The following is a 12,297-nucleotide window of genomic DNA, read 5'->3' as shown; positions in this document are numbered from 1 at the left end:
GTTGACAAAAATAGAAAAATGCGAAAATATGTGGTTTACGAATTCTAAAAAAAGCGAAACTTGAAATGAATGAAAATCAGTTAGCTCCTTGTTGGGAATTTCAACCTTATCTTGCTGAAAACTATGTTCGCCACTTGTTGGCGGAGATCGCTAACGTACTTGAGCAGCTGTACTATCATAAGCACGCATTAGACAGCAACTGGTCTGAAGGTGTAAGGGCTTATGATTGGGTCAGAAATCATCTTATTCAAAATGAAGATGCAATTCCTGGCCTTGAGATGATTTCCAAGGGGTTGGACTATGTAGTTGCTTTAAATAAAGTTCCGCTACAATTTACCAAAGATTGCATTAATAACCCCAAAAAGAAACATCGTCTGCGTCGAAATAAAGTAGAGTATGAGCAGCTATCATTGTTTGGTGATGTTGAGGCTGAGCAAGATATTACATGGCGAGTCATAGCTGAGCCTTTTTTATCCGAAGAGGGCGATGGTGAATTAGAGTCCACACTGCCTCGTTGGGAGGTAGCTCTTGTTGGATTTAATACTTATGGTGCTCAGATTAGTATAGTTTCTCATCAATCTACAGCATCGATGCCGCTTATGCCTCTTGATTATAACACACTCCCTGACGAAGCGGAGATTAATAAGGTGCCTCTTCGTCGGCGTACGAAGGATAAAGATTTGGATGTGAGCAGTGATGGAACATCAGGTGAATAACTTCACTGAGTATCGGGGTGATAAGCTCAAACTAGCGAGAATGGCTGTTGGGCTTTCTTGTGAAGAGTTAGCCGAAAAAATTGGCAAGACAAAGCAATTCGTTAGCAAACTGGAGAAGGGGTGCAGGCCATCGGAGCAATGTCTTGAGTTAATATCTTCAGCGCTTATGATTAAGTCCAGTTTTCTTTTTACTGAACGAAAATACGCTCTGGAAAGTGATGTCTGCCATTTTCGGAGTAAGAAGTCCAGGACTCAAACGCTGACTAATAGTGTATTGGCCAGGGCTGAGATTCTTAATATTATAATTTCTGCTGTTGAAGGTGAAATCGAATTTCCTGACGTTAACATACCGGAGCACCCAGGGGCTGAATTACTTACTCCGAATGATATTGAGCGAGTGGCAGAAGATTGTCGCCGTGCCTGGAATTTAGGTCTTGGCCCTATATCATCAATGGTTAAATTGGCGGAGAGTTTAGGGGTAATCGTTGCGCATGTTACGGGAGTCGATGATCGTGTTGATGCTTTTACTGTTCACAATAACAGGCCTGTTATCATCAGGAACAATGTTAAAAAAAGCATATGTAGATTTCGCTCTGATTTAGGTCATGAATTAGGGCATTTAGTAATGCATGAGGGCATAACGACAGGTGATAAACTTACGGAATCACAAGCCGATCACTTTTCGAGCGCCTTATTAGTTCCCAGGTTATCTTTCATTAAAGAATTTCCACGAATACGAGGTAAGCAATTCGACTGGAATGCTCTGGTTGAATTTAAACTTAGATGGAAAATCAGCCTTAAAATGTGTATTTATCGAGCCAGCGCATTAGGCTTATTGACCCAGGAACAGGCAAGAACTGGCTATATGCATCTTAATTCCAGAGGGTATACGAGAGTTGAACCTGGTGATGAACTTTTGCGCCCTGAAGAACCCGGCATGCTGGCCGAGGCGATTGAAATGCTGGATGATGCAACCTGGCTAAGAATTCTTATGAAAACTGGCTTGAGCCAAGATTTAATTCGTGAGTTGTTCTCCATCAACAGACCTATTACAAATCCAAGAAATATTTTCCAGATTGTTTGAGTATACCCGCTTCGGCGGGTTTTTTGTTTTTATTTTCAACGTGTTTGAAGTTTTGGACGGTGCCAGAATAGAATCAAAAATACTTAAGTAGCGCGCAGGGAGAAGAGGGATGGACCCCGAACAGGGGGAGTGCTATTTATCTGGAAGGATTCTGTTGATGAAAATCGAAGAATTACGTGAAATTTTTAGTGAAGATGGCCTCTATGCTGTGCGCGTTGAGAATGGGGGTATTACCTACACAGCGTTAATTCCTGATGATCATGTAGTGTTATCTGTTGAGGCATTCATTGAATACTTGGAAAGACTCGGTTTCAAGGTAGTTCGGGAATAAGTTATAATACGTGAGCCAGCCTGAACAACTGGCAACCTGCAGCGCCATTGGAGATGACAATGGCGCATAATTTCAAATTTCGCAATTCTGATTCTGCCTTTGCCAGCAGGCACGGGTGGCGTTCTCACGCATTCAAATATGACTGGTATCAGCACGATCCCTGTACTGAAGAACAGGCCGAATGGCTGATTCATAACTACCGCAGACGTGGATATGAGTTTAGGAAAGCCCTCACCCTCGATTATCGTCACTGGATAATCTACGTCAGACTCCCTTATTCCGAACGCCCACCGCGTCCGTCCCGCACATTCCAGCAACGCATCTGGAGGTAACGTGCGGGTATTACTTCGACCTGTTCTGGTACCGGAACTCGGGCTGGTGATCGTTAAGCCGGGCCGTGAATCCATGCCGGTATTCCACAATACCCGGGTACTGGTGGAGCCGGAACCGAAAAGCATGCGTAATCTGCCGTCCGGGGTCGTTCCTGCCGTTCGCCAGCCGCTGGCGGAGGATAAATCATTACTGCCATTTTTCAGCGACGAACGAGTGATTCGTGCTGCTGGTGGCGCTGGCGCATTGTCTGATTGGTTACTGCGCCATGTTAAATCCTGCCAGTGGCCACACGGCGATTATCACCACAGTGAAACCGTCATTCACCGTTATGGTACCGGCGCAATGGTGTTGTGCTGGCACTGCGACAACCAGCTGCGCGACCAGACCTCCGAATCACTCGGGCAACTTGCTCACCAAAACCTGTCTGCATGGATGATTGACGTCATACGCCATGCAATGAATGGCTCGCAGGAACGGGAATTATCGCTGGCTGAATTATCCTGGTGGGCGGTCCGCAATCAGGTGGCGGACGCGCTACCGGAAGCGGTATTACGTCGTTCGCTGGGGTTGCGTGCGGAAAAAATCCGCTCAATGTACCGTGAAAGCGACATCGTACCGGGAGAGCAGACCGCCACCAGCATACTGAAGCAGCGCACAAAAAATCTTGCGCCGCTGCCTCACGTCCACCAGCAAAACCCGCCACAGGAAGAGACGGTGGTCAGCATTGCCGTTGATCCTGAGTCTCCGGAATCTTTCATGAAACGACCTAAACGTCGCCGCTGGGTTAACGAGAAATACACACGCTGGGTGAAGACACAGCCGTGTGCGTGTTGTGGTAAGCCAGCCGACGATCCCCATCACCTGATTGGTCATGGTCAGGGCGGAATGGGGACAAAATCTCACGATATTTTCACGCTACCGCTGTGTCGGGAGCATCACAACGAGCTTCATGCGGATCCTCTGGCGTTCGAAGAAAAGCATGGTTCTCAGGTTGATTTAATTTTTCGTTTTCTTGATCACGCCTTTGCAACTGGCGTGCTTGGGTAAAAGAGGTGACTGATGCTCATAGATTTGGTTTTACCTTACCCGCCGACGGTGAACACTTACTGGCGTCGTCGTGGCAGCACATATTTTGTATCAAAAGCCGGGGAGCGTTATCGCCGGGCAGTGGCGCTTATTGTTCGCCAGCAGCGGCTGAAATTAAGCCTGTCCGGAAGGTTGGCAATAAAAATTATTGCAGAACCACCGGATAAGCGCCGCCGTGACCTGGACAATATTCTGAAAGCGCCGCTGGATGCGCTGACGCATGTGGGGTTGCTAATGGACGATGAGCAGTTTGATGAAATCAATATCGTTCGTGCTCAGCCAGTATCTGGTGGACGTCTGGGGGTGAAGATTTACCCCATAATGCTTGAAGGGCAGGTCAAAAAATGAAACTGGAAGATTTACCGAAATACCACTCCCCAAAATCCCCCGGCCTGACTGATGCATCGGCCTCAACGTCGAAAGATGCGCTGAGTATCACTGATGTGATGGCCGCGCAGGGCATGACACAGAATCGGGCTGAGATGGGGTTTTCTGCGTTCCTTGGGAAAATGGGCATTAGTATGAATGACAGAGAGCGGGCAACAGAATTGCTGACAGAATATGCACTCAGTCGGTGTGATCGCGTGGCGGCGTTAAGAAAACTCCCGGCAGAAATAAAACCGGCAGTGATGCGTATTATGGCTTCGTATGCGTTTGAAGATTATGCCCGCAGCGCGGCGAGCAAAAAACAGTGCTCCTGCTGTCACGGAAAAAAATTTATTGAAAGCGAGGTTTTTACAAACAAGATCCAGTATCCGGATGGTAAGCCGCCGGTATGGGCAAAGTGTACGAAAGGTGTGTATCCGTCTTACTGGGAAGAATGGAAAAAAGTCAGGGAGGTGGTAAAAGTTGCCTGTCCGGAGTGTGGCGGAAAGGGTGAGGTTTCCACCGCCTGTAAGGATTGCCGTGGGCGTGGTGTCGCCATTCATCGTGAAGAGTCGGTAAAACGTGGTATGCCTGTTATCAGAGACTGCCAGCGTTGTGGTGGTCGTGGCTGTGAAAGACTACCATCAACGGAGGCATTTAATGCCATATGCAAAGTGACGAGTGCTATCACGCTTGATACGTGGAAAAAATCAGTGAAACGCTTTTACGATACGTTGGTGGTTCGGTTTGACATTGAAGAGGCATGGGCGGAGCGGCAGTTAAAGAGGGTAACGCGATAGTGTTGTTGATTTTTCCCGAATCTGTGGTAAATTTGCTCTAACGATGGGCGTTTTATGCCTGACGTTAGAAGATTTTTTACACCCCGCCGCCTGGCGGGTTTTTTATGACTGAAATCGCGTCAGTATAGTAAACGCGCTGGTGGCGGTGAATACCTGTCTTTCAGCTTGCTGGCTTTTTCGACAAGAGTTATTGGTGTGTCACGTTAACCGGAAAAGGGAAAAAGACATGCTAAAACAGCAGGATATGACAGAAACCGCCAGAGTGGTGTTTAATGAATTAAGCGTTACCGAACCGGCGACAGTCGGGGAGATAGCGCAGAATACTTACCTTTCACGCGAACGCTGCCAGTTAATACTGACCCAGCTGGTTATGGCGGATCTGGCAGACTATCAGTTCGGTTGTTACAGACGCCTTCCGCAGTGAAGGCTTTTTTATTTGTGGTAAATGGGCGGCTGGTGGGTGTTAGGGGCACCCACCAGCCATCTGCTCATGCGTTGGGTTCACAAGCAAACCTCAGGCCCACTGCTTTGCGCAAAAGCAGAATGAGCCTATCAGAGACAGGCTTAATGATCCATGCTTAATACTGTAAAAATATCCAGTTGTGAGTTAATCAACGCCGACTGCCTGGAATTTATCCGGTCGTTACCCGAAAATTCTGTTGACCTGATAGTCACGGACCCGCCGTACTTTAAAGTGAAGCCTGAGGGCTGGGATAACCAGTGGAAGGGCGACGATGATTACCTGAAGTGGCTGGACCAGTGTCTGGCGCAGTTCTGGCGGGTGCTGAAACCTGCCGGAAGTCTTTACCTGTTCTGTGGTCATCGCCTGGCATCTGATATCGAAATCATGATGCGTGAACGCTTCAGTGTGCTGAACCATATTATCTGGGCGAAGCCGTCCGGACGCTGGAACGGATGCAACAAGGAAAGCCTGCGGGCGTATTTCCCCGCCACAGAGCGCATTCTGTTCGCGGAACATTATCAGGGGCCGTATCGTCCGAAAGATGCCGGGTATGCGGCGAAGGGCAGTGCACTGAAACAGCATGTGATGGCCCCGCTGATTTCTTACTTTCGTGATGCGCGCGCGGCCCTGGGGATAACGGCAAAACAGATTGCAGATGCCACAGGAAAGAAAAACATGGTGTCGCACTGGTTCAGTGCCAGTCAGTGGCAGCTACCGAACGAAAGCGATTATCTGAAATTACAGTCGCTGTTTGCCCGGGTGGCAGAAGAGAAACATCAGCGCGGTGAACTGGAAAAGCCCCACCACCAGCTGGTGGATACGTATACGTCACTGAACCGGCAGTATGTGGAGCTGCAGAGTGAATATAAGCATCTGCGGCGGTATTTTGGTGTGACGGCGCAGGTGCCGTACACGGATGTGTGGACACATAAACCGGTGCAGTTCTATCCCGGGAAACATCCGTGCGAAAAACCGGCAGAAATGCTGCAGCAGATAATCAGCGCAAGCAGTCGTCCGGGTGACCTGGTTGCAGATTTTTTTATGGGCTCAGGTTCAACGGTAAAAGCGGCACTGGCGCTCGGGCGTCGTGCGATTGGCGTTGAGCTGGAGACCGGACGTTTTGAGCAGACAGTCAGGGAAGTTCAGGATTTAATCGTTTGAAACGGATGAGATTGCAGAATTAATTACGCACCATTATTATTCTGCTCCCGGCCCTTTAGCTCAGTGGTGAGAGCGAGCGACTCATAATCGCCAGGTCGCTGGTTCAAATCCAGCAAGGGCCACCATATCACATACCACCATTAGCTCATCGGGATAGAGCGCCAGCCTTCGAAGCTGGTTGCGCGGGGTTCGAGTTCTCGATGGCGGTCCATTTATCGGTATTCTGCGTTGTTAGCTCAGCCGGACAGAGCAATTGCCTTCTAAGCAGCTGTGGTTGCACTCCTGTTGTTTCTGGTGGTGATGGTGGACTTCAGCAGCCGGATAATGTCGGTGCTGTCTGATGGTGTTTTGGTGGCGGGTGTGTGGTTGTTGCTTTCCCGTTGCTGAAAAAGAAAGCATCAGGCGATTAGCAGGGTATCAGTTACACGTTGAAATTTTTAAATACCTCACAATTCCACAGCTTGATGATTGTCTGGCTGCCGGAGAATTTGTTAAAAATTACATCGCATGGTGAATCCCCCTCAGCGGCGGGGCATCTGGCAAAGTGTATGATCCAGAGAACATGCAAATTCAGTAGACAGGCTGAATTTACCGGGAGGCCCCTGGCACCATGCGACAGACAGAAATTAGGCTATACTTCAGCCCCTCTCCGGAGGGGCTTTTCTGTGCAGGATGTGTCACAGTTTCCTGAATTCTGAGTACTGTCCTGTTACTCAGGGTGCTATATTTTCTGACGTGATGAAAGTCTGCCGGAAGGCGGAACGTATCGGAAATGACCCAGTAGAGAAAACGTTGACTCAGATACCGATGCTGAGTTACCGGGAAACCGGCATCACATGACCGCTATCCTTCCAGGCTCGCTCCGGCGGGCCTTTTTACTGCAGAAAACAGTTTTCCCGTAAAATGCCACGTTGCTCATAATTCAGGCTGGCGATTATTGTCTGGCCGGCGGGAAGTTTGTTAAAAAATTTCGCATGGTGAATCCCCCTGTGCGGAGGGGTAATCAGCGAGTAGGTATATGGGATAATCGCGGATTCAGGTGCTGGTACTGAATTCACCGGGAGGCACCCGGCACCATGCAATGGCACATAGCGCCACTCTCCAGCCCCTCTCCGGAGGGGCTGTTTATATTGATTTTGTCAGATGTGAGTAAACTCCTTATGGACTTTGTTGTTTTAGCCCATAAGGACATATTTGCAGAGTGCAACGGTTATTAAAGCATTCATTCAATACGTTATCTGTATTTGTAGGGCATTCCTGGCTGTTTTTGATTAAATTCCAGAATGTTTTATTGAATGGTACTACGTTGTAAATGGTTACAGGTAGCACTTTGTTATTGAGCATGATGCCTGTGTGAGTCAGTGTAAATATACTTTCAGGAGGTAAGAAAGCATCCGATTGATACCAGATTATTAATTTTATTTTACTCCATATGACTGAAAAAGATATTCCGCATGATGGCTGGATAACTGTATCAATCACAATCCACTTCATTTAGTTTCCTTGTTTATGCCTTGCTGGTGATGTTCTGAAAAGTATAAATGATATTTTTGATTGTAAACCATAGAGCAGAATTATTTTTCTGATGTTGTTTATTGTTTATTTAAATGCAGGGTGGTTTATATCTCGTCTTGTAGTTTATCCATGCATATCTGCTTGATGATGAGGTTTTTATTTAAGGTATGGTTTTGTGTTTTTTCTGTATTACATGTCAGGTATTTTAAAGAATCATTTTTCAGATGGTGGAAAGAACCATGGCATTTAAACACTATGATGTTGTCAGGGCGGCGTCGCCGTCAGATCTTGCGGAAAAGCTGACACATAAACTGAAAGAGGGCTGGCAGCCGTTTGGTAGTCCGGTGGCCATAACCCCTTATACCCTGATGCAGGCGATTGCAGCAGAAGGTGATGTGGTCGTCAGTGGTGCAACTGAGCCGGAGTGGTACTACGTCATCGTACTGGCCGGGCAATCCAATGCCATGGCTTACGGTGAAGGGCTTCCGCTTCCGGATTCATACGATGCGCCCCATCCGCGCATTAAGCAACTGGCCCGGCGTAACACAGTGACTCCCGGTGGTGAAGTATGCGTATTTAACGACATCATTCCTGCTGACCATTGTCTGCATGATGTTCAGGATATGAGTACGATTAATCATCCCCGGGCTGACCTGAGCAAAGGGCAGTACGGCTGTGTCGGACAGGGCTTACATATTGCCAAAAAACTGCTTCCGTATATCCCTAATAACGCGGGGATCCTGCTGGTACCATGCTGTCGTGGTGGTTCGGCATTCACCCAGGGCACGGAGGGGACATTCAGCGAGTCCACGGGGGCCAGTCAGGATTCGGCTCGCTGGGGAGTGGGTAAGCCGTTATATCAGGATCTGCTTTTCCGCACGAAGGCAGCATTGCAGAAAAATCCGAAAAACGTTTTGCTGGCGATATGCTGGATGCAGGGGGAATTCGATATGACGAATGCCAGTTACGCCCAGCAGCCAGCAGCATTTCTTGCAATGGTACAGCAGTTCCGTGCTGACCTTGCCGGGCTGGCGGCGCAGTGTCACGGTGGAAGTCCGGCATCAGTCCCCTGGATTTGTGGCGACACGACATACGCGTGGAAACAAGAACACGGTACGCAATATGAAGTGGTATATGGTGCATATAAAGGTAAAGAATCCCAGCAGATTTATTTTGTTCCCTTTATGACCGATGGTAGCGGAGTTAATACACCGACAAACAACCCGTCAGAAGATCCTGATATTGCCGGGTCTGGTTATTACGGTTCGGCATCCCGAACGAACAAAAACTGGGTATCATCAAATCGCCCGACGCATTTCAGCTCATGGGCGCGTCGTGGCATTATTCCCGATCGTATGGCAACTGCTATTCTGAACGTAGCCGGTCGCACCTTAGCCTTCATTAGTGGTAAGGCACCGGAAATCAAACCCTCGCCCGGCGGCGACACTCCATCGGGGCCGTCTGATGGTGACACATCCGTTCGTACAGTCTCCCTGCTGCCGACAGCCGGAGAGGCTGCTGCGCAGGGCTGGACCATCACCGGCGGCAGTGTTGCGCTGGAAGATGGTGTGTTTAAGGTTACCAAGCAGAGCAATAAAACTTGGTCCCTGATGCATCCGGTGGATGACGCAGTCTCCCTGCTGACACGGGGTGGCAGACTGAGCTGTAAGTTTCGACTGTCAGGCGCACTGACCAACAACCAGTTCGGTCTGGGAATTTATCTGTATACCGATGTAGCGTTACCTGACGTCGTGGCGATGACCGGGACTGGTAACCCGTTCCTGATGTCGTTCTTCACCCAGACCACAGACGGCAAACTGAATCTGATGCATCACAGGAAAGCAGGAAACACAAAGTTGGGCGAGTTCGGGAATTACAGTAACGACTGGCAGACGCTGGAGCTGGTGTTCACCGCCGGCAGTGCCACGGTTACTCCGAAACTGAATGGAGTGGCTGGCCCGGCATTCCAGGTCATAAAAGACAGTCTGACACTGGGGCTGAATGCGCTGACGCTGACGGATATTACCAAAAATGCAGCGTATGGCGTTGAGATAGAAAGTCTGGTGCTGGAGATAAATGCACCAGCATCATCATAAAAAGTGAGCCAGTCAAATGGAAGGTATCGTTAAACTCACCGGTAGTGTCAGTGGGTCGTCTGAGATGCCTGCATGAGTTATCAGAGCCATCAGTACTTAACTGGTGGCTTTTTTTATTGTTGTCAGCTTCCGGATAACGGGAGACGGGGTATGTACCAGATGGAAAAAATCACAACAGGTGTGTCATACACCACGTCAGCGGTGGGAACGGGCTACTGGTTCCTGCAGTTGCTGGACAGGGTTTCCCCGTCTCAGTGGGCGGCAATAGGCGTGCTGGGGAGTCTGCTGTTTGGGCTGCTGACATATCTGACTAACCTGTATTTCAAAATCAGAGAGGACCGTCGTAAGGCTGCACGGGGAGAGTAATTCAATGACTCAAAACTATGAACTGATTGTGAAAGGGATCCGCAATTTTGAGAATAAAGTTACGGTAACTTTAGCGTTACGGGACAAAAAACGCTTTGACGGTGAAATTTTTGACCTGGACATCTCGCTGGACCGTGTTGAAGGTGCCGCGCTGGAGTTTTATGAGGCAGCAGCCAGAAGGAGCATCAGACAGGTCTTCATGGATGTTGCTGCCGGGTTATGTGAAGGGGACGAGCTGTTGCCAGAAACGCGCCCCTGTTCAGAGGCGCGGTATACCATAAAAATTAACAGTTCTGATAACTCGATTACGGGTTGTTAGCTTTTTGCAGTTGGCTTTCCAGTATCTTTCATTGGTAGCATCCTGATAAATATCCATGAGCGCAAAAATCAAATACGGCCTGTCAGCTGCTGTTCTGGCGCTGATTGCTGCAGGCGCGTCTGCTCCTCAAATACTTGACCAGTTTCTGGATGAAAAAGAGGGTAACCACACTACGGCATACCGCGATGGTTCCGGTATATGGACCATCTGTCGTGGTGCCACAATGGTGGATGGTAAGCCCGTCATACCGGGAATGAAGCTGTCGAAGGAAAAATGCGACCAGGTTAACGCTATTGAACGTGATAAGGCGCTGGCATGGGTGGAGCGCAATATTAAAGTACCACTGACCGAACCACAGAAAGCGGGTATAGCGTCATTCTGTCCCTATAACATTGGCCCCGGTAAGTGTTTCCCGTCGACGTTTTATAAGCGGCTGAATGCCGGTGATCGTAAGGGCGCATGCGAGGCGATTCGCTGGTGGATAAAAGATGGTGGGCGCGATTGCCGCATACGTTCAAATAACTGCTATGGACAGGTTATTCGTCGTGACCAGGAAAGCGCATTAGCCTGTTGGGGGATAGATCAGTGAGCAGAGTCGCAGCGATTATTTATACTCTGGTTATCTGCACCATCGTCTGCCTGTCATGGGCTGTTAATCATTACCGCGATAACGCCATTACCTACAAAGCCCAGCGCGACAAAAATGCCAGAGAACTGAAGCTGGCGAACGTGGTAATTACTGACATGCAGATGCGTCAGCGTGATGTAGCAGAACTCGACGCCAGATACACAAAGGAGCTTGCTGATGCTAACGCGACTATCGAAAGTCTTCGTGCTGATGTTTCTGCTGGGCGTAAGCGCCTGCAAGTCGCCGCCACCTGTGCAAAGTCAACGACCGGAGCCAGCAGCATGGGCGATGGAGAAAGCCCAAGACTTACAGCAGATGCTGAACTCAATTATTACCGTCTCCGAAGTGGAATCGACAAGATAACCGCTCAGGTCAACTACCTGCAGGAGTACATCAGGACGCAGTGCTTAAAATAATTTTAATTTCACTGAAATTTAATACGTGACTTTCAGGAAAATGCCTCGCAGATGCGGGGCATTTTTGTACAGGTATTTCACCGCGCACCGCAGCGCACTCAACCACGTCGAACCAAACCCTTTGGAATGAGCCTTTGAGTAGTCAGTTAGTGCTGGTGAGCCTTGACGGGCTGATCTCCTATGCCGCAAAGGTTCATCTCAAAGTAAGACGAACGCTATGACAAACCAAGATTCTATAGACCTATCTGATCTTCGTGGAATGGTCAGTTTTCCAGACAAAAGGTAATCACCATAGTCGTATGGCTATGAATCTTGTTGCTGCAGATAAGCATTTTGTGATTGAAGTGGTCAAATCTCTCAAATGCAGTAAAATGCAGTGCGCTATAATTCAATAACGGAGGGAGTAAGGAGAAGTCATGAAAGATCAAGATGTTAGGTTCGCGGTGCATCATAAGCTTTTGAAAGAATCGCATTTAGATCCAGACTGCCTTGTGGTCGATGAATTTTCCATATCCCTTGGCGCCAGTAGAGCAGACATTGCTGTAATAAATGGTGTTATACACGGGTACGAGCTCAAAAGTGAATATGACTCTTTGGAGCGTTTGCCTCTTCAAATC

General features: G+C 48.6%; 16 protein-coding genes, 2 tRNA genes and 2 pseudogenes. 18 read left to right on the top strand and 2 right to left on the bottom strand.

Annotation, left to right across the window (positions count from 1 at the left end; genetic code table 11):
• Positions 1–65: 65 nt before the first annotated feature.
• The 12 genes and pseudogenes from EA14781_RS19380 (at position 66) to EA14781_RS24480 (ending at position 6,727) form a co-directional block, all read left to right on the top strand.
• Entirely contained in the window at positions 66–716 is a 651-nt protein-coding gene (locus EA14781_RS19380) for a hypothetical protein (protein WP_001004956.1), read from the top strand.
• Positions 697–1,800, top strand: coding sequence for a helix-turn-helix domain-containing protein (locus tag EA14781_RS19375; RefSeq protein WP_000401168.1), 1,104 nt, complete (start codon positions 697–699; stop codon positions 1,798–1,800). The genes EA14781_RS19380 and EA14781_RS19375 overlap by 20 nt, the downstream gene beginning before the upstream one ends.
• 157 nt (positions 1,801–1,957) lie before the next feature.
• A pseudogene (locus EA14781_RS25835) lies at positions 1,958–2,032 on the top strand (hypothetical protein); the annotation flags it as partial.
• A gap of 158 nt (positions 2,033–2,190) precedes the next feature.
• A complete protein-coding gene (locus EA14781_RS19365) occupies positions 2,191–2,463 on the top strand; it encodes a hypothetical protein (RefSeq protein ID WP_001403449.1) in 273 nt (90 codons plus the stop codon).
• A gap of 1 nt (position 2,464) precedes the next feature.
• Positions 2,465–3,511: a DUF968 domain-containing protein gene (locus EA14781_RS19360; RefSeq protein WP_001265096.1), complete on the top strand. Its 1,047-nt coding sequence runs from the start codon at positions 2,465–2,467 to the stop codon at positions 3,509–3,511.
• A 12-nt stretch (positions 3,512–3,523) separates the two neighbouring features.
• Positions 3,524–3,898, top strand: coding sequence for a RusA family crossover junction endodeoxyribonuclease (locus EA14781_RS19355; RefSeq protein ID WP_000904156.1), 375 nt, complete (start codon positions 3,524–3,526; stop codon positions 3,896–3,898).
• Positions 3,895–4,716, top strand: coding sequence for an antitermination protein (locus EA14781_RS19350; RefSeq protein WP_000762859.1), 822 nt, complete (start codon positions 3,895–3,897; stop codon positions 4,714–4,716). Before EA14781_RS19355 ends, EA14781_RS19350 begins: the two co-directional genes overlap by 4 nt.
• Before the next feature lie 226 nt (positions 4,717–4,942).
• Entirely contained in the window at positions 4,943–5,140 is a 198-nt protein-coding gene (locus EA14781_RS19345; protein ID WP_000917761.1) for a hypothetical protein, read from the top strand.
• Between the two features lie 150 nt (positions 5,141–5,290).
• A complete protein-coding gene (locus tag EA14781_RS19340) occupies positions 5,291–6,340 on the top strand; it encodes a DNA-methyltransferase (RefSeq protein ID WP_000935516.1) in 1,050 nt (349 codons plus the stop codon).
• A gap of 49 nt (positions 6,341–6,389) precedes the next feature.
• Positions 6,390–6,465, top strand: a tRNA-Ile gene (locus EA14781_RS19335).
• Positions 6,466–6,474: 9 nt separating this feature from the next.
• Positions 6,475–6,551, top strand: a tRNA-Arg gene (locus EA14781_RS19330).
• Between the two features lie 59 nt (positions 6,552–6,610).
• Complete coding sequence (locus EA14781_RS24480) at positions 6,611–6,727, top strand: DUF3927 family protein (RefSeq protein ID WP_000226111.1); 117 nt, start codon at positions 6,611–6,613, stop codon at positions 6,725–6,727.
• Between the two features lie 575 nt (positions 6,728–7,302).
• On the opposite strand, the pseudogene EA14781_RS25830 reads toward EA14781_RS24480, so the two are convergent.
• Positions 7,303–7,428 (bottom strand): annotated as a pseudogene (locus EA14781_RS25830) (hypothetical protein); the annotation flags it as partial.
• A 70-nt stretch (positions 7,429–7,498) separates the two neighbouring features.
• The gene (locus tag EA14781_RS19325) at positions 7,499–7,834 is read right to left on the bottom strand and encodes an anti-adapter protein IraM (protein ID WP_000871291.1); all 336 of its coding nucleotides are present in this window, start codon (positions 7,832–7,834) and stop codon (positions 7,499–7,501) included.
• Positions 7,835–8,094: 260 nt separating this feature from the next.
• Between EA14781_RS19325 and EA14781_RS19320 the strand changes: the two genes are divergently transcribed.
• The 6 genes from EA14781_RS19320 to EA14781_RS19295 form a co-directional block, all read left to right on the top strand.
• A complete protein-coding gene (locus EA14781_RS19320; protein ID WP_000874302.1) occupies positions 8,095–9,951 on the top strand; it encodes an SASA family carbohydrate esterase in 1,857 nt (618 codons plus the stop codon).
• 150 nt (positions 9,952–10,101) lie between these two features.
• Complete coding sequence (locus EA14781_RS19315; RefSeq protein WP_000284510.1) at positions 10,102–10,317, top strand: class II holin family protein; 216 nt, start codon at positions 10,102–10,104, stop codon at positions 10,315–10,317.
• 4 nt (positions 10,318–10,321) lie between these two features.
• Positions 10,322–10,636: a YdfR family protein gene (locus EA14781_RS19310; protein ID WP_000193285.1), complete on the top strand. Its 315-nt coding sequence runs from the start codon at positions 10,322–10,324 to the stop codon at positions 10,634–10,636.
• A gap of 55 nt (positions 10,637–10,691) precedes the next feature.
• Positions 10,692–11,225 carry a lysozyme gene (locus tag EA14781_RS19305; RefSeq protein ID WP_001274714.1) on the top strand — a complete coding sequence of 178 codons (534 nt, stop codon included), beginning with the start codon at positions 10,692–10,694 and terminating at the stop codon, positions 11,223–11,225.
• Complete coding sequence (locus tag EA14781_RS19300; protein ID WP_000091924.1) at positions 11,222–11,680, top strand: lysis protein; 459 nt, start codon at positions 11,222–11,224, stop codon at positions 11,678–11,680. The genes EA14781_RS19305 and EA14781_RS19300 overlap by 4 nt, the downstream gene beginning before the upstream one ends.
• Positions 11,681–12,096: 416 nt before the next feature.
• The coding region (locus EA14781_RS19295; RefSeq protein ID WP_042336069.1) for a sce7726 family protein at positions 12,097–12,297 on the top strand (201 nt) is incomplete at its 3' end.

It is taken from the genome of Escherichia albertii NBRC 107761 = DSM 17582 (assembly GCF_000759775.1).
Taxonomy (GTDB): domain Bacteria; phylum Pseudomonadota; class Gammaproteobacteria; order Enterobacterales; family Enterobacteriaceae; genus Escherichia; species Escherichia albertii.
This window is presented reverse-complemented; position numbering and strand designations above follow the sequence as displayed.